An 18990-nucleotide genomic window follows, 5' to 3' on the forward strand; every position below is an offset into this window, starting at 1 on the left:
AATGAACAAGAAATATATCATAGCAGCTGCCATAGTACTTTTAGGAGCTGTCAGTCAAAGCTGTAGCAACGATTTTATAGATGTATCACCTACGGAAAATATCCCGGAATCCGGTATTGAGATTTATAATAATAATGATGGAGCCAATAGTTTTGTAACGGCGATTTATGCGAAATTTCTGGATTGGAATATGAGTACCTTTGCATGGATCGGAGTTACCTCTATTGTATCTGATGATGCGGATAAAGGATCAAGTCCCGGTGATACGGGTTCGGATAAGGATATCCTGGATGCTTTAAACTTTACTCCGTCCACACCTTCTTTCAAGGAATTGTTTGCTTCCAATTATCAGGGGATTAACAGAGCGAATCAGGCTTTAAAGTATATTCCTCAACTGGATAAAGCGGATGCCGATCTGAGAGCCAGATTAATAGGTGAAGCTAAATTCTTAAGAGCTTTCATGTACTTTACTTTGGTGCGTTCATTTGGAGGTGTTCCTTTGGTAGACCACGTTCCGGTAGCAGGAAATGCAGAAGATACCAATATGACGCTTACCCGAAAAAGCAAGGAAGAAATTTATGCTTTTATTGAGCAGGATTTATTAGATGCGATCAATGCACTTCCGGAAAAATCATCTTACTCAGCCAGTGAAATAGGAAGAGCTTCAAAAGGGGCTGCTCATGCTTTATTGGCCAAAGTTTATTTATATCAGAAAAAATGGCAGCAGGCCGTAGACCAGTGTAATATGGTAACCGGTTATTCCCTGACTCCTAATTTTATCGATATTTATAAAGTTTCAGGAGAAAATAATGCAGAATCTATCTTTGAAATTCAGGGAAGCGGAGGAACGGCAGGAAGAGCCATCCAGCAATACAGTCAGGTGCAGGGAGCAAGAGGTACTACTGGCTGGGGCTGGGGATTTGCAACTCCTACGCAGGGGCTTTATGATGCATACACGGCAGAAGGAGATACTGAAAGAAGAGATGCTACGATCATTCATAAAGATATGATCTTATATGACGGCTACCATGTGGGCCCGAATGTGGAGAATAAATACTATAATTATAAAGCATATTCCTCTAATTACAGGGATCAGGCATCTACCGATACCAATATCCGTTATTTAAGATATGCGGAAGTACTGTTGATCAAAGCGGAAGCGCTAAACGAATTAGGGCAGACCGGAGCTGCTGTTCCATTGCTGAATCAGGTAAGGGAAAGAGCAGGTATTGCCGATACCAATGCGACTTCTCAGGCTGGACTTAGAACGGCAATCTGGAAAGAAAGAAGACTGGAACTGGCATTTGAGCATGACAGATGGTTCGATTTGGTAAGAACAGGTCAGGCACAGGCTGCAATGGCAGCAGACGGAGGTAAGAATTTCATTGTCGGAAAACATGAATTATTTCCGTTACCACAGGATTTCATTACTGAAGCGGGAGGCTTATCAGCTCAAAACCCCGGATATTAATAGAGTATGTAAAGTAGCCAAAGATCAGCTTTGGCTATTTTTTTAATGAATGTAAATAAGTTATTATGAAGTTAGGTATTATTTCTGTTCTTGCAGCTTCGTGGCTGCTTTCCTGTCAAAATTCACAATATTTCAAACAGCAGGCTTCTCAAAATGAAGTAACCCAAAATAAGCTTACCGATGAACAATTAATGGATAAAGTTCAGCAGCAGGCTTTAAAATATTTTTGGGAATATGCGGAGCCTAATTCCTTTTTAGGAAGAGAACGCTATCATGAAGACAATATTTATCCCGATAAAGATAAGCACGTAATTACAACGGGCGGTTCAGGATTTGGGCTTGCCACTATTTTAGTCGGTGTGGAAAGAGGTTTTGTACCCCGAAAAGAAGCCGTAAAAAGACTGTCTCATATCATGGATTTTCTTGCAAAAGCCGATCGTCATAAAGGAGCCTGGTCACACTGGATCAATGGAGAAACGGGCAAAACAGTTCCTTTTGGAAAAAAAGATAATGGAGGAGATCTGGTGGAAACCGCTTTTCTGACTTCCGGGATTTTAATGGTCCGTGAATATTTTAAAAATGGAAACACCGAAGAAAAAGCATTAGCTGAAAAGTGTGACGAATTATGGAAAGGAATACAATGGAACTGGTATACAAAAGGAGGGGAAAAAGTATTGTACTGGCACTGGTCCCCGGAATACCAATGGGAAATGAATTTTCCTTTGGAAGGTTATAATGAATGTCTTATTACCTATATCCTGGCTGCTTCTTCACCCACCTATCCCATTGATGCCGAAACCTATTACAAAGGCTGGACAAGAAACGGAACCTATCTTACGGATAAAACTAAATATGGTCTGCCTTTATATGTAAAACACAATTATGCAGAAGAATACGGAGGTCCTTTATTCTGGTCTCAGTATTCCTATATGGGCTTGGATCCGAGAGGATTGTCGGATAAGCTGATTAAAAATTATTTTGAATTAAATAAAAATCAGGTATTGATCGACTATCAGTATTGTGTTGAAAATCCCAAAAAATGGAAAGGGTATGGGCCCGATTATTGGGGATTGACAGCCGGTTATACAAGAAATGAAAACGGAACTACCGGATACACCGCACATATGCCTTCTAATGATAATGGGGTTATTACTCCAACGGCGGCATTAAGCAGTTTTCCATACAGCCCGAAAGAATCAATGAGCTTTTTAAGGTTCATATATACTCAAAAGCCTGAATTTATAGGTTCAGCAGGACCTTATGATGCTACTTCCATTCATTATGATAACTGGTTTACACCAAGATATCTGGCTATTGATCAGGGAACGATAGCTCCCATGATAGAAAATTACAGGACCGGATTTTTATGGAAACTATTTATGAATGCACCGGAAATTCAGCAGGGACTTAAAAAGCTGGATTTTCATTCAACCCAATACGGATTTTAACTATGAAATTATACTCTAAATACGCTGTGTTCCTTTTTATTCTCTTTTCCCTGAACAGTAATGCCCAGGAAATAAAAGCAGAATTGAATAAGGAAGTTAAAAGAGCAGAAAAAATATCCTATATTCTGGATTATCCTCAAAAAGCTAAAGGAAATGTACCTTTGATCGTTTTCCTTCATGGCTCCGGAGAAAGGGGAAATAATCTGGAAATGGTAAAAGCGCACAGTCCCTTTACATACAAAAATTTAATCAAGGAAACTGTTGCTGTTCTGGCTCCCCAATGTCCCGGGAATACCTGGTGGGATACCGTTACGATCTATAATTTAATTATGGAAATAAAGGATAAATATAAAATAGACGCCTCCAGAATATACCTTACCGGTCTTTCGATGGGAGGCTGGGGAACATGGAAGCTGGCAATGGAACATCCCGAAATGTTTGCTGCCGTGGTACCTGTTTGTGCACCAGCCGACAGGGTGATGGAAGCTAATGTTCAGCAGTATGCCAACTTGCCCATCAAAATTTTCCATGGGGGAAATGATGATATTGTTTCACCCATCAATTCAATTAATATGTATCAGGCGATCAAAAAGATCAACCCTGATGTGACGTTAACGATATTTCCGGATGACAATCATAATTCCTGGGATTCCACTTACTCAGATCCCAAACTGTATGAATGGATGTTGTCCCAGAAAAAAAACCTTAATAAATAAGATAATTTTAAGAAGATAGATTTATGAAAAAGTTAATTGTAATAGCTACTTTGGCGCTTTCGCCTGTTTTTTCCGCTCAGGAAATGGTAAACCGACCGGTACAGTCTTATCAGACCGGCCAGCACCAGGCAAAGAAAAAAGCTTTTGTAGATAACCTTTTATCGAAAATGACTTTAGATGAAAAGATTGGTCAGTTGAATTTACCGAGTTCAGGAGATTTTACGACAGGTCTTGCCCAGAGTTCCGATATAGGGAAAAAAATAGAGCAGGGGTTAGTAGGAGGATTATTCAATATAAAAGGGGCTGAAAAAATTAAGGCCGTTCAGAAAGTAGCCGTTGAAAAAAGCCGTTTAAAAATTCCGTTGATTTTTGGTATGGATGTAATTCACGGTTATGAAACAACATTCCCTATTCCTTTAGGATTAGCAGCTTCATGGGACATGAATTTGGTTCAGCAGTCTGCAAGGGTGGCTGCAAGAGAAGCTTCTGCAGACGGTATCAACTGGACATTTTCTCCCATGGTGGATATTTCGCGTGAACCAAGATGGGGAAGGGTTTCCGAAGGTTCCGGGGAAGATCCGCATTTAGGAAGTGAAATTGCTAAAAATATGGTATACGGATATCAGGGAAAGGATCTCTCTCTAAGTAATACGATTTTGGCGTGTGTTAAACATTTTGCACTATACGGTGCAGGTGAAGGAGGTAGGGATTATAATACGGTGGATATGAGCCATATCCGGATGTTCAATGAATATTTTCCTCCCTATAAGGCAGCTGTGGATGCAGGAGTAGCTTCTGTAATGGCTTCTTTTAATGAAGTGGATGGAGTACCCGCTACGGCAAACAAATGGCTTCAGACCGATGTTTTAAGAAAAATGTGGGGCTTCAAAGGTTTCGTGGTATCAGATTATACAGGGATCAATGAAATGGTAGATCACGGTTTGGGAGATCTTCAGCAGGTTTCGGCACTGGCATTAAAAGCAGGGGTGGATATGGATATGGTTGGAGAAGGATTTTTAACTACTTTAAAAAAATCTTTGCAGGAAGGAAAAATCACTCAGTCTGAAATTGATATGGCTGCCCGAAGAATCCTTGAAGCTAAATATGATCTTGGGCTTTTTGATGATCCTTATCGTTACGGAGATGCAAAGCTAGCTGCTAAAGAGGTTTATAATATGGAAAACCGTAATATAGCCCGGAATGTTGCTGCTCAGTCCATGGTATTGATGAAAAATGACCGTCAGGTCCTTCCTCTAAAGAAGTCCGGTACGGTAGCTGTAATAGGTCCGCTGGTTAATAATTCCTTGAATATGGCCGGAACGTGGAGTGTTGCTACAAAACATGCTGTTTCAGTTTCGTTAATGAAAGGTCTTCAGGATAATTTTGGAAAAGATGTGAAATTCATTGCTGCCAAAGGAGCTAATATCGATGATAATGCTAAGCTGGAAGAAATTTATGCGGCCCATGGTAAAAAAACGGACAGGGATAACCGCCCTAAAGAAGCTCTTTTAAAAGAAGCTGTGGATGTTGCGAATAAAGCAGATGTAATTGTACTTGCTATTGGTGAATCTGCGGAGATGAGCGGAGAGTCTTCTTCAAGAACAGAAATTACCATTCCTCAATCTCAGGTGGATCTACTCAATGAACTGAAGAAAACAGGAAAACCGATTGCAGTAGTTCTTTTTACAGGGCGGCCATTGGCATTAACTAATATGAAAGATATTCCCGATGCCATTTTAAATGTTTGGTTTGCAGGTTCCGAAGCGGGAAATGCTATTGCTGATGTTCTGTTCGGAAAAGTAAATCCGTCAGGTAAACTTCCGATGACGTTCCCGAGGAGTATAGGACAGGTTCCTATTTATTATAACAGTAAAAATACAGGACGGCCTTTAAGCCAGGAAAGTGTGGATAAATGTGTCTATGAAAGATTCCGCTCCAACTATATGGAGGAATGTAATACACCGCTTTATCCTTTCGGTTATGGACTAAGCTATACCCGATTCAGCTATTCCGGAATGACGGTTTCTAACTCCAATCCAAAAGGAAATCAGACTGTTCAGGCTTCTGTTACGGTAACGAATTCCGGAAATTATGATGGAGCTGAAGTTGTGCAGTTATACATCAGGGATATGGTGGGAAGTATTACCAGACCAGTGAAAGAATTGAAAGGTTTCCAGAAAGTGTATCTGAAAAAAGGAGAATCTAAAAAAATAACTTTTGATATTACCCCTGAAAGCTTGAAATTTTATAATGGCGAATTAAAATATGATTGGGAACCGGGAGAATTTGATATTATGATCGGTACCAATTCCGAAGAGGTTATCCATTCAAAAATCAACTGGAGTAAATAATCTTTTTATATTATTGAAAATAGTAACCGGAGAGCAGTGTTCTCCGGTTTTTTAATGATACTGAAAAAGATAGTGAAAATCAAATTCTGGAGGACTTTTGAAGATACTATTGAGTAGGATAATAGAAATAGAACAAATTGGTCTGTACATTTCCGAGAAGGTGAACTCTTTCAGATTATACAGATACCCTTTCTGAAGCACTGAACCTTACCATAAAAAAAATATAATCCAAAGAGAAAAAACAAAAAAAGATCTGCGTAATCTCCCAAAACTGCGAGAAAAAACTCTACAAAAACAAAAAAAAACATCCCATCTCCCATCCCTTAAAAAACAAAATTCCCCCTTTCATCTCTCACCGAAAAACTGTATTTTTGCATATCTAAAAGTAAAAGAAAGAATGAATTCCTACAAAAATCCATTGGAAGAGCGCTATTCCAGTGAAGAAATGTTATTTAATTTCTCACATAACAATAAATTCCGTACCTGGAGAAAGCTTTGGATCGCCCTGGCAGAAATTGAAAAAGACTTAGGTCTTGAGATCACGGACGAGCAGATTAAAGAGCTTAAAGACAATGCTGAAAACATTGATTTTGATAAAGCTGCAGAATACGAGAAAAAATTCCGTCATGATGTAATGGCCCATGTTCATACTTATGGAGATGTGGCGCCTTCAGCAAAAGGAATTATACATTTGGGAGCGACTTCGGCATTTGTAGGGGATAATACGGACTTGATCCAGATTCGGGACGGGCTTTTAATCATCAAGAAAAAATTGGTGAATGTAATTAAAAATCTTTCTGACTTTGCGATTCAGTATAAAGATTTACCAACCTTAGGATTCACGCATTTTCAGCCTGCTCAGTTAACAACAGTAGGGAAAAGAGCAACTCTTTGGTTACAGAGTTTGGTTTTGGATATCGAAGAACTTGACTTTTTCCTGGAAACATTACGTTTCAGAGGAGTAAAAGGAACAACAGGTACTGCGGCGAGCTTCTTAGAGCTATTTAATGGAGATTATTCCAAAGTACAGCACCTGGATAAAGAACTTTCAAAAAGGTTTGGCTTTGATAAAGTATTTGGAGTTTCCGGCCAGACTTATGACAGAAAAATTGATGCAAAAGTAGTAGCGTTACTATCTAATATTGCACAATCCGCCCATAAGTTTACAAACGATTTACGATTACTTCAAAACCTTAAGGAAATTGAAGAACCGTTTGAGAAAAATCAGATCGGATCATCTGCAATGGCTTACAAACGTAATCCGATGAGAAGTGAAAGAATTGGAGCACTGGCAAAATACGTGATCTCTTTAACGACAAGTTCGGCGATGGTAGCTTCCACTCAGTGGTTTGAAAGAACATTGGATGACTCTGCAAACAAAAGATTAACGATCCCTCAGGCGTTCTTAGCCGTTGATGCAATCCTTTTGATCTGGAATAACATTATGAACGGAATCGTGGTATATCCGAACAGAATTAATAAACACATTGAAGAAGAGCTTCCTTTCATGGCGACTGAATATATCATCATGGAAGAAGTGAAGGCAGGAGGTGACCGTCAGGAAATTCATGAAGTGATCAGGGTACACTCTATGGAAGCTTCTAAAAAAGTAAAAGAAGAAGGAAAAGAAAATGATCTGATCGAAAGAATTTTGAATGACAATTCTTTAAAATTAGATAAAACAAAATTAAAAGAAGTATTGGATCCTAAAAACTTTATCGGGTTTGCTCCGGTTCAGACTGAAGAATTTGTGAAGAACGAAGTTCAGCCGATTCTGGATAAGAACAAAGAATTGATAGGGTTGGAGGCTGATCTTAAAGTATAAAATTATATGCAGTCTTTTTGGGCTGCATATTTTATTTTAACGGGCATGAAAAAGCTGTTTTTCTTTCTTTTCCTGATACCCATTTTTTTCTTTTCCCAAAAGAAGGAGGTTTTAAGATATTTTATATCCGAAGATTCTTTAGTCGGTGTAAAAAATCAGAAAGGAGAAATCATTATTCCTGCAAAACATAGTAATTGGACAGGAATTAAGAATGGTGAAAAGGTAATAGGAGAAACTATTTATCTCGAATATAGTAAAGCTCTGGAAAGAGAAAAAAATGCAACCGGTTATGTCTATGACAGAAAAGGCAATTTCTTGTATCAGCCTTTCCTTTATGATAATGGAGCTGATTATTTTGAAGAAGGAGTAAGAAGATTTGTCAAAAATGGAAAAGTTGGTTTTGCAGATCAGAATGGTAAAATAATCATTGAAGCAAAACATGACTTTGTTTCTTTCTTTAATTATGGATATGCAGCATTTTGTAATGGGTGTGACTGGGAAAAAATAGACGAAGAACATGTGAGGATGGTAGGGGGAATCTGGGGAGTGATGAATTATAAAGGAGAAATAGTTCAGCCTGTAACAGCAATGTCTGAAAAAGAAATTGAAATAGAGGGTAAATATTATCCCTATCCCTTTCAATACAGCCAAAAGGAAAAAGAAATCCTCAGTTTCTTTGAAAAGTATGAGCCGTTATTCATAGATTTACGTGCTTTACCATATGTAAATGCTATTTCAGAAAAAGAAAAGAATCTTTTTTTTGAGATTGTTGAAAGACCTAAAGAAAATTTCCCTTACTATAGAGTAAACACCTATACATGGGAAAAATGGCATGATAATCAATTGGATTTTATAGTTTCTGAAGATGGTAAAGAAATATATCATTTTGATTATTTTGAAGAAAAAATTTCTTTTAACAAATGGCTGAAAAAAGAAATAAAAGAGATGTTGAAATATCAGGAAGAACATCCTGATCATCCGAATAAATTAGAAATAAATAAGTATAATAATATAATATCTGGCATCTGATGTCTAATAACAAAAGAATTTTCGTAGAAAAAAGAGGAATTTTCGATGTAGAAAGTCCAAAGATTTTTGATGAAGTAAAAGCGGTGGTTCCGTCCGTAAAAAATGTAAAAGTATACAATGTATACGATATTTTCGGATTGAAAGACGGTGAATTCGAAAAAGTGGTAAACAGTACATTCGTGGACCCTGTTACCGATATTTTACATGAAGAAAACCCTGCTCAGTCCATTCATTTTGCAATGGAATTTTTACCGGGTCAATACGATCAGCGTGCAGACTCTGCCCAGCAGTGTATCGCTTTGCTCACAGAAAATGAAAAATCTAAAGTAAGAAGCGGAAGGCTGATTGAAGTAGAAGGAGTTACAGATGCGGATCTTACTAAAATAAAAGACCTTTTAATCAATAAAGTGGAGTCTCAGGAAAAAGATCTTTCCAGGTTGGATATCCCGGCAGACGAAACACCATCTGAAGTATTAATCCATGATGGGTTTATTGAATACTCTGATGCGGAGCTGGAAAACTTTTATAACAAACAAGGCTTTGCTTTTGGACTGGATGATTTGAAATTTATTCAGGAATACTTTAAAACAGAAAAAAGAAACCCTACAGAAACCGAATTGAAGGTTTTAGATACCTATTGGAGCGACCACTGCCGTCATACCACCTTTGAAACGGAATTGTCAGATATTCAGTTTGAAGGAAAATTCAAACATACATTAGAAACCATTTTCAATGACTATATTGAAAAAAGAAAATTCTTAGGGCGTGAATTGAAGCCGATTTCCTTAATGGACCTGGCTACGGTTTGTGGAAGATATTTCCATAAAACAGGCGAACTTGAAAACCTTGTGGTATCAGATGAGATCAATGCCTGTACCATCCGGATAGAAGCAGAATACGACGGTAAAAAAGAACCTTGGTATCTGCTGTTTAAAAATGAAACCCATAACCACCCTACGGAGATTGAACCTTTCGGAGGAGCTTCCACCTGTCTGGGAGGAGCGATCAGAGACCCTTTATCAGGAAGATCATTTGTTTTCCAGGCGATGAGATTAACAGGGGCTGCCGATGTATTGGAACCAGTAGATCAGACATTACCGGGGAAACTTCCTCAGAAAACCATTACAAAACAGGCTGCCAACGGATATTCATCTTATGGTAACCAGATCGGGCTCGCTACAACCATGGTTTCTGAAATCTATGATGAAGGCTACAAAGCAAAAAGAATGGAAGTAGGTTTCGTGACCGGAGCCGTTCCTGTAGACTGGGTAAGACGTGAAAAACCGGTAGCCGGAGACTCAGTGATTATTTTAGGAGGAGCCACCGGAAGAGATGGAGTAGGAGGAGCCACCGGAAGTTCCAAAGAACAGGATGAAAACAGTATTCATACCATGTCTACTGAAGTTCAGAAAGGAAATGCCGTAGAAGAACGTAAGATCCAAAGACTTTTCAGAAAACCGGAAGTTACTAAGCTGATTAAAAAATCCAACGACTTCGGGGCCGGAGGGGTTTCCGTAGCGATTGGAGAAATAGCCGAATCCTTAGAAGTGAACCTGGATGTTCTGCCATTAAAATATGAAGGATTAAACGGAACTGAATTGGCCATTTCCGAATCTCAGGAAAGAATGGCAGTAGTAGTGGATCCTAAAGATAAAGATCAGTTCATCAAATACTGTGAAGCCGAAAATATTGTTGCCGTAGAAGTGGCAAAGGTTACCGGTTCAGGAAGAATGCAGATGTTCTGGAAGGGTAATAAGATTGTAGACCTTTCAAGAGAATTTCTAGATACCAACGGATGCTCCAAAAGTCAGGAAGTAAAAATTACGCACCTCGAAGATTTGAAATCCGGTAATAAACCATTTACGGAACAAGAATTTTTAAATATCCTTTCCGATAAAAACGTAGCTTCCCAAAAAGGATTGCTGGAAATGTTCGATGCTTCCGTAGGGGCAACTACTGTAGCGATGCCGGTAGGAGGAAAATACCAGCAGACCCTCATGGAAGGAAGTGTTCAGACATTACCGGTCCTCGGAGCAAAAGATATAGAAACCGTTTCCTTGGCAAGTTGGGGATTTGATGCGGAAATTTCAAAGCAGAACTCATTATTGGGAGCCTCTTATGCCGTAGTGGAAAGTGTAGCGAAGATAGTAGCTATGGGAGGGGATTATAAAAATATCAGATTAAGTTTCCAGGAATACTTCGAAAAATTAGGACAGAACCCGGAAAAATGGGGAAAACCGTTAGCATCTCTTTTAGGGGCTTACGATGCACAGATCAATCTTGGCTTAGCCGCAATCGGAGGAAAAGACTCGATGAGCGGAACCTATCAGGACCTGAATGTACCGCCTACATTGATCTCTTTCGCTTGTGCCAACGGAGAAAAGAAAAATATTATTTCCCCGGAATTGAAAGAAGCAGAAAATAAATTATATTACTATAACCATATAGCACAGGAAAACGGACTACCTGACTATGAAAACTTAAAAAATATTTTCAGTTTTATTTTTGAAAATATAAAAGCCGGAAAAATTGTTTCGGTAAAAACGGTAAAAGAAGGAGGAGTAGCCGTTGCATTAGCCAAAATGAGCTTCGGAAACAGATTGGGGGCTGAGGTTCAGGTTATAGATGAAAACACGCTTTTAGCAAAAAATATCGGAAGTCTGATTATAGAATCTAAAGGAGAACTCAACACAGAAGCTCTTCAATTCATTGGAGAAGTAAAAGATACACAAACATTAAAAATCAACCATACTGAGCTGGCGATTGAAAAACTCTTGAAAGCCAATACCGGAACATTTGAGAACCTGTTCCCAACCCTTGAAAAAGAAAAAGTAGTGGTTGAGATTGATAAGAACCTAAACTCTGTTAATCCAAGAAATATCACCATCAAAAAACATGGAATTGCAAAACCAAAAGTTTTTGCACCGGTTTTCCCAGGTACCAACTGTGAATATGATACATTGAACGCTTTTCAGAAAGAAGGAGCGGAAGTAAGCAGTTTGCCGCTTATTAATATCAATCATCAGTTACTGGAAGAAAGCATTGATGCTTGGGTTAAAGAAATCAGCCAGTCCCAGATTCTTGCATTTTCAGGAGGATTCTCTGCGGGTGATGAGCCGGATGGTTCAGCTAAATTCATTGTCAACGTTCTCAAAAACGAAAAAATGAAGAATGCCGTTCATGAATTACTCGAAAGAGACGGAATGATCATAGGGATCTGTAACGGATTCCAGGCATTGATTAAATCAGGATTGCTGCCATACGGAGAAATTAAAGATCTTGATGAAAATTCACCCACATTAGCTCATAACGCTATCAGAAGACACATCTCCCAAATGGTAAACGTGAAGGTGGTAAACGATGAAAGCCCTTGGTTAAAAGGAATGAAAGATCAGGTCTTCACCATCCCTATCTCCCATGGAGAAGGACGCTTTATGGCTTCTGAAGAAGAAATTAAAAAGCTGTATCAAAACGGTCAGATTGCAACGCAATATATCGACTTTGATGGAAATATTGCCCATGGAATGCCATTTAACCCCAATAACTCCCTATTCGGAATAGAGGGAATCACAAGCCCGTCCGGTAAGATATACGGAAGAATGGGGCATCCTGAACGTTTTGCAGAAGGATTGATGAAAAACATTCCAACCGCCAATTATCACAATATATTTAAAAACGGTGTCGAATATTTCAAATAATAATCAACATAAAGTGATCGTCATTAATGGCGATCATTTTTTTGACCTTCCGGGATTCTACGAAGAAATTTCGCAGCTCCTGATGAAAAATACGGATTGGAAGGTCGGAACGCTGGACGGGTTTAATGATATCCTTTACGGAGGCTATGGAGTTATTGAAAACAAAGAAGAAGTTCAGATCATTTGGAAGAATGCCAGCAAATCAGAGAAAGATTTAGGAATAGATACAACGCGGGAATTTTATGAAAATAAAATAAAACAGGGAAAACCTTTTAACGTAGAATTTATTCAGCAAAAATTAGACGAGCTCCTTTCAGGAAACGGACAGACGCTGTTTGATATTCTGATCGAAATTATACAGTCTCACCCGAATATTACGTTAACAATAGAATAGAAAGCTTAAGATGAAAAAAATAATATATGGACTGTTCTTTGGAGATAGCATCACCTACGGTGAATACGACGGGATCTTTGGAGGTTGGGTAGATATTCTGAAAAGATATGCTCTTCAGAAATGTAATGAAGGAAGTGCCAATGAGCTGATCCTCTTTAATCTCGGTATAGGAGGGGAGACCACGGATGGATTGGTTAAAAGGATGCGCCACGAAATGGCAGCAAGAAACTCACCTTCCGGCAATATTATTTTCATCGCATACGGAGCCAATGATTTAGCGGTCAGAGAAGGAAATTATATCGTTAATCCTGAACAGTTCAGAGCGAACCTGCAATATGCAGTTCAGGAAGCTGAAAAATACTCCGATGCTGTTTATCTGGTCAGTATTTTGCCCTTTTCCGAAAAAGTGGACGGAATAGTAGTCTCTTCCGGAAAGCTTAGAAATAACCATACAGTAGTGGAGTATAATAAGATCCTTCAGGAAACCGCTGCGGAATTTCAAATATCCTATATCGATTTTTATTCCGTTTTTCTTAAAGACAAGGAGATTTTACTTTCAGCAGACGGAGTTCATCCCAATGAAAAAGGCTATGGGCTCATGGCTGAAACACTTATTCCGTTAATAGACAGATATCTGCAATGAAAAAAGACCTCCGGAAAGAGGTCCTTTTTTGATAATATACATCATATGAAGAAAAAAAACTAACGTCTTTTTAGTCATCTATACCTAAAAATGTTCCTGTAGAACTGAATCTTAAATCTACATCATTATTCCCCTTCGTTACCTCTACCACATATCCGTAAGTTTCTTTCTCTATGGCACTGATTACATAACCGACATAATTAGTAGTAATATAAGTTGATATAGCAGCCGGAATTACAGAAGAAGGAAGAGAGCTGGTTGTTTTGCTTTCAATTTCAGTCCAATCTCCGGAAGCATTGAATTCAATTTTATATCCTGTAGATAAATATACTTCATAGGTTACCTGGTTATTTTCAGTTTCTTTTTTAACCATCACATATTCTGCACCTGCAAAATTTTGTCCCACGAAGTTTTTAGCTGCCTGGGGAAGATCAGCATTATTAATTACCTCTTCGTTATCCTTATCATTATCCAGATCAATTGCTACAAACTGCTGGGACTGGTTGAAGATAAGCTCAAGGTCATTATTTAATTCTACTGAATATCCGTAGTTTTCCTTTTCAATATTGACGATCCAGTTGGATGGATAGTTGGCTTTTACATAATCAGAAATAGTCGGAACCTCCTGAGTTAAAAAGCTTTCCGGGATAGCCTGTTTTGTTTTGCTTTCCACTTCCGTCCAGTTTCCGTCTTTATCAAAATCAATCTCAAAACTGTTGTTTAATAAAGCCGTATATACCGAATTGTGAATATTCGGAGATGAATATTGACTCGCTGATTGAACGGTGGAACCATTAAAATAGGTAGTGATAAAGTTTTTTGCAGTAGTTGGCAGATCACTGGCTGTAATGGAAGTATTCTGACCCTGATAGTCATTATTGTCATCATCGCTGCACGAGACAAAACCTAAAGAAGTTGCCGAAACAAGTCCTATAATAAAAATAAATTTTTTCATTGTTTGTATTACTTTAATGTTATAATTGTTTTAATGATAACAAAAGTAAAATCATATTTAGGAAAGAATTAGGAATAAATAATTACTTATCTAATTTTTGAAAAAATATTTTAAAAAGAAATATAGCTCGAGTAGATGCAGATTCCCGTAATAATAGATAAGAAAGTCATAAGAGCTACGGCACCTGCGGCAATATCTTTAATGAAACCGATTCTTTTATCAAAATCAGGCTGCACAATATCACAAAGCTTCTCAATGGCCGTATTGACGGTTTCTACACACAGGACTCCAAAACACACCATAAGAATGAGTAAGGCATCGGTTTTACTTAATTGAAGATAGAAAATCAGAAAAATATTAATAAGAAATGCAGTGAATTCTATTTTAAAATTCCGTTCGGTTGTAATCATTAAATAAACACCTTTAAAAGCATTGAAAATACTTCTGTGTATTGGAGGTTTACGCATATCCGGGAAGGATTTATAAACAAATATACTGTTAATTTTTTTCTTATCAGGTATGCGGAATTTTATATTTTTTGTGGTGTATATTATTAAAAGATTGATGATTAGAAATAAAGCCATTCAATCTTGGAAGTATTCATAAATAATCTTATCGGGATTCATTAATTCATAAAAAAATGCTTCATTTATAAATTCAATAAATAGTGACTTAATTGAAAAAAACAGAAGTTAATGTTGATAACTCTCCCTATTATTTTTTTAAATCTGTTTTCTATTTATTATATTTGTAGAAATATATTTTAAATCTATGAAATTTATTGTTTCAAGTGGTGAATTGCAAAAGGCATTACAAACTGTAAGTGGGGTAATATCAAGCTCTCAATCCAGACCGATTTTAGAAAATTATCTTTTTGAGTTAAACGGGAATAATGTTACCATTACAGCATCTGACGGTGAAACAACTCTTGTAACCTCTTTAGAAGGAAAATCCGATGATTCAGGGAAATTTGCGGTGCCTGCCAAAATTTTTCAGGATTTTATAAAAACCTATGGAGAGCAGCCTCTTACTTTATCTGTAAAAGATAATGAAGAAGGGACAGGAAGTCAGCTTGAAATATTAGATGAAAAAGATAACTTTGCCGTAGCATTGGATAATGCGGATGATTATCCGGAGCTTCCTGAATTTGACGCTTCACAAAGTGTAACAATGTCGGCAGGTGTTTTATCCGAAGCCCTAACAAACACACTTTTTGCGACAAGTAATGACTCCTTACGTCCGGTAATGACAGGTGTTCTTTTCCAGTTTGGGGAAAATGAAACCAACTTTGTTTCTACCGATTCTCACAGATTGGTAGTGTACAAAAGAACAGACCTGATGAATGCCGAGCCTATGGAATTCATTATGCCTAAAAAACCTTTGAATATCTTCAAAAATATATTAGCCAGCTCCAATGATGATGTAACGATCGACTTCAATGAGAACATGGCTAAATTTACTTTTGGTAACCACATCTGGATATGTAGACTGATCGACGGGAAATATCCTAACTATACTGCGGTAATTCCAAAAGAAAACCCGAATGTATTGACAATTAACAGGAACTTATTGTTAAGTGCCATTAAAAGGGCTTCCATTATGTCCAATAAATCTACCAACCAGGTGAGATTTAAACTGTCCGCAAATATTCTTCACCTTCATGCAGAAGATACGGAATATGCAAACAAAGCGGATATGCAGATTCCATGCGATTATAACGGAGAAGATATTAACATCGGGTTTAGCTCTAAATTTTTAACCGAAATGCTGACCATCTTAGGTTCCGATGATATTACCATGAAGATGTCTCAACCCAACAGACCTGGAATTATAGAACCTCTTGACGGTCTTGAAGAAGAAGAAAATATTTTAATGTTGTCAATGCCGGTAATAGGTTTGTAACATTCATCTGAAAGATAAAGAAAAAAGAGGTTTTATTATAAAGCCTCTTTTCCTTTTTGGAGACTTTCAGAACTCAAAATTTCTCTATCTCTTAAAAAAACACGACATTTGTAAACGCAAAAATTCAAATAAAATTTTCAAAATAAAAACATGAAAATATCAAAAAATTGGTTGAAGGACTATATAAGTACAGAATTAAAAACTGAGAGAATCGGTGAGTTTCTTACAGATATAGGCCTTGAAGTGGAAGGAATAGAAAAGTTTGAAAGCATACAAGGAAGTTTAGAAGGAATAGTTGTTGGAAAAGTGCTTACCTGTGAAAAGCACCCTAATGCCGATAAGCTTAAGAAAACTACAGTGGACGTTGGGAATGGAAAAATTTTGAATATCGTTTGTGGAGCTCCCAATGTAGAAGCAGGACAGACAGTTCCCGTAGCAGTAGTAGGAACTAAAATTTATGATAAAACCGGAAGCTTTTTTGAAATTAAAGAAGCTAAAATCAGAGGAGAAGTATCTCAGGGAATGATCTGTGCCGAAGATGAATTAGGATTAAGTGAAGACCATGGAGGTATTATGGTATTGGATGAAACTAAATTTGAGGTTGGAAAGAATTTTGCAGATTATTTTGAGTTGACAAGCGATGAGGTTTTTGAAATAGGATTAACGCCCAACAGGACTGATGCTATGTCTCATTACGGAGTAGCAAGAGATTTACACGCATTTCTTTCTACCAACCAGCAAAAATCCCAGTTTGAGAAAATTTCATCAGAAGCTTTAGAAAATGAAGGTTCCCATGACTTTACCCTTGAGGTGGAAGACACGGAACTCACGCCAAGATATATCGGGGCTATTATTGAAGATATAAAAGTAATGGAGTCACCCGCTTGGTTAAAAGACAGGCTGAAAGCAATAGGATTAGGTCCTATTAATAATGTTGTAGATATCACCAATTATATTCTTCATGGATACGGGCAGCCTCTTCATGCCTTTGATGCCGATAAAATTGAAGGCAAAAAAGTAAAAGTAGGAACGGTAAAAGCAGGAACTAAGTTTACAACCCTCGACAATGTGGAAAGAACATTAAACGGTTCCGAAATCATCATCAAAGACGGTAAAGACCATCCTATGTGTATTGCCGGTGTTTTTGGCGGTATTAATTCCGGAGTTTCAGGTGATACCAAAACCATATTCCTGGAAAGTGCCTATTTTAATCCGGTAGCAGTAAGAAAAGCAGCTAAGTTCCATGGATTGAATACCGATGCATCTTTCAGATTTGAAAGAGGAGTGGATCCAAGCATTACAAGAACGGCATTAACTCATGCTATCAAGATGATTCAGGAATTGGCAGGAGGAAAACTGGTAGGAGAGTTATTGGAAGAATATCCTCAGAAAATAGAAGATAGCTATATCATATTGAGATTCTCAAAAATCGAACAGATTTTAGGAACAAAAATCCACAGGGAAAAAGTAAAAGAAATTTTAAAAGCCCTTGATATTCAGGTATTGAATGAAATTCAGAACGGATTTGAAATCTCTGTTCCCGCTTACAGAGCAGACGTAACACGGGAGATTGATGTAATCGAAGAGATCCTCAGAATCTACGGATATAATAAAATTGATGCCCCTCAGAAAATATCCTTTACACCCGTTAAGCTAAGCTCCAAAGATCAGGATGAACTGGAAAACAGCTGGGCAAGAAGCCTGCAGAGTTTAGGTTTTTATGAAGTGATGAATAATTCATTAACTTCTGTAAAAGATGAGACAGATGCGGTAAAGCTCTTAAACCCTTTAAGCAATGATCTCGCATTTATGAGAAAATCTTTAATGGAAGGACTTCTCCAGAATGCGATTTATAATATCAACAGAAAGAACCAGGACATCAAGTTTTTTGAGTTCGGAAAGATCTACCATAAAAAAGATCAGTATGAAGAAAGAAAACAGCTTGCCATCCTGATTTCAGGAAGAGATGTGGCCGAAAACTGGCTTCAACAGAAATCTGTAACTAATTTCTATAATCTTAAAGCCTATGTAAAAGTATTGCTGGAAAGATTGGGAATAGAATATAAAGAAGTGGCTTTAGCAGATGAAAGGTTCTCCGATGCACTGGCTTATGAAGTTAATGGAAAAGCTCTTGTTAGAATAGGGAAGGTTTCCTCGGCTATGTTAAAAGAATTTGATATAGATCAGGAATGTTTTTATGCAGAAATAGAACTGGAACTGGCACAGGAGCTGCGTTCTAAAGATACTCTGAAGTTTAAGGATATCCCTAAATTCAATAAAATCAGAAGAGATCTTGCTTTATTGATCGATAAAAATGTGGCTTACCAGGATCTTTATCAGACAGCCAGAAAGAATAAATCCCCTTATCTTAAGAATATCAACCTGTTCGATGTATATGAAGGGAAGAATCTGCCGGAAGGTAAAAAATCTTATGCATTGAGCTTTGAGCTTTTGAATGAAGAAAAGACGCTGGAAGAGAAAGAAATCTCCGAAGTAATGGATTCTTTGGTGAAATCATTCCAGAAAGAATTTAATGCAGAATTAAGATCATAATTGAA

Annotated in this window: 13 protein-coding genes; 11 read left to right on the top strand and 2 right to left on the bottom strand. The window is 37.6% G+C overall.

What is annotated here, in order from left to right; genetic code table 11:
• Nucleotide 1 precedes the first annotated feature (1 nt).
• From ABJ974_RS06210 to ABJ974_RS06250, 9 genes are all read left to right on the top strand, one after another.
• Nucleotides 2-1471, top strand: a complete 1470-nt coding sequence (locus ABJ974_RS06210) for a RagB/SusD family nutrient uptake outer membrane protein (protein WP_419870518.1) — start codon at nucleotides 2-4, stop codon at nucleotides 1469-1471.
• Nucleotides 1472-1536: 65 nt separating this feature from the next.
• Complete coding sequence (locus tag ABJ974_RS06215) at nucleotides 1537-2919, top strand: glucoamylase family protein (protein WP_419870519.1); 1383 nt, start codon at nucleotides 1537-1539, stop codon at nucleotides 2917-2919.
• Between the two features lie 2 nt (nucleotides 2920-2921).
• The gene (locus ABJ974_RS06220; protein ID WP_419870520.1) at nucleotides 2922-3635 is read left to right on the top strand and encodes a carboxylesterase family protein; all 714 of its coding nucleotides are present in this window, start codon (nucleotides 2922-2924) and stop codon (nucleotides 3633-3635) included.
• Between the two features lie 23 nt (nucleotides 3636-3658).
• Entirely contained in the window at nucleotides 3659-5986 is a 2328-nt protein-coding gene (gene bglX / locus ABJ974_RS06225; RefSeq protein WP_419870521.1) for a beta-glucosidase BglX, read from the top strand.
• 397 nt (nucleotides 5987-6383) lie between these two features.
• Nucleotides 6384-7811, top strand: coding sequence for an adenylosuccinate lyase (gene purB, locus ABJ974_RS06230; protein ID WP_419870522.1), 1428 nt, complete (start codon nucleotides 6384-6386; stop codon nucleotides 7809-7811).
• Between the two features lie 45 nt (nucleotides 7812-7856).
• Nucleotides 7857-8840, top strand: a complete 984-nt coding sequence (locus tag ABJ974_RS06235) for a WG repeat-containing protein (protein WP_419870523.1) — start codon at nucleotides 7857-7859, stop codon at nucleotides 8838-8840.
• The gene (locus tag ABJ974_RS06240; protein WP_419870524.1) at nucleotides 8840-12538 is read left to right on the top strand and encodes a phosphoribosylformylglycinamidine synthase; all 3699 of its coding nucleotides are present in this window, start codon (nucleotides 8840-8842) and stop codon (nucleotides 12536-12538) included. Before ABJ974_RS06235 ends, ABJ974_RS06240 begins: the two co-directional genes overlap by 1 nt.
• Nucleotides 12519-12932 carry a barstar family protein gene (locus tag ABJ974_RS06245; protein ID WP_419870525.1) on the top strand — a complete coding sequence of 138 codons (414 nt, stop codon included), beginning with the start codon at nucleotides 12519-12521 and terminating at the stop codon, nucleotides 12930-12932. Before ABJ974_RS06240 ends, ABJ974_RS06245 begins: the two co-directional genes overlap by 20 nt.
• A gap of 10 nt (nucleotides 12933-12942) precedes the next feature.
• A complete protein-coding gene (locus tag ABJ974_RS06250; protein WP_419870526.1) occupies nucleotides 12943-13575 on the top strand; it encodes an SGNH/GDSL hydrolase family protein in 633 nt (210 codons plus the stop codon).
• Between the two features lie 70 nt (nucleotides 13576-13645).
• Here ABJ974_RS06250 and ABJ974_RS06255 read toward each other — a convergent pair whose 3' ends face one another.
• Both ABJ974_RS06255 and ABJ974_RS06260 read right to left on the bottom strand, forming a co-directional pair.
• On the bottom strand, nucleotides 13646-14530 hold the full coding sequence (locus tag ABJ974_RS06255) for a PepSY-like domain-containing protein (protein ID WP_419870527.1): 885 nt from the start codon (nucleotides 14528-14530) through the stop codon (nucleotides 13646-13648).
• 110 nt (nucleotides 14531-14640) lie between these two features.
• Entirely contained in the window at nucleotides 14641-14997 is a 357-nt protein-coding gene (locus tag ABJ974_RS06260; RefSeq protein ID WP_419870528.1) for a diacylglycerol kinase family protein, read from the bottom strand.
• A gap of 304 nt (nucleotides 14998-15301) precedes the next feature.
• On the opposite strand from ABJ974_RS06260, the gene dnaN reads away from it, so the two are divergent.
• Both dnaN and pheT read left to right on the top strand, forming a co-directional pair.
• On the top strand, nucleotides 15302-16432 hold the full coding sequence (gene dnaN / locus ABJ974_RS06265) for a DNA polymerase III subunit beta (RefSeq protein WP_419870529.1): 1131 nt from the start codon (nucleotides 15302-15304) through the stop codon (nucleotides 16430-16432).
• 150 nt (nucleotides 16433-16582) lie between these two features.
• The gene (gene pheT / locus ABJ974_RS06270) at nucleotides 16583-18985 is read left to right on the top strand and encodes a phenylalanine--tRNA ligase subunit beta (protein ID WP_419870530.1); all 2403 of its coding nucleotides are present in this window, start codon (nucleotides 16583-16585) and stop codon (nucleotides 18983-18985) included.
• Nucleotides 18986-18990 lie beyond the last annotated feature (5 nt).

The organism is Chryseobacterium sp. CT-SW4 (genome assembly GCF_048572715.1).
In the GTDB taxonomy this organism is placed as follows: Bacteria; Bacteroidota; Bacteroidia; order Flavobacteriales; family Weeksellaceae; genus Chryseobacterium.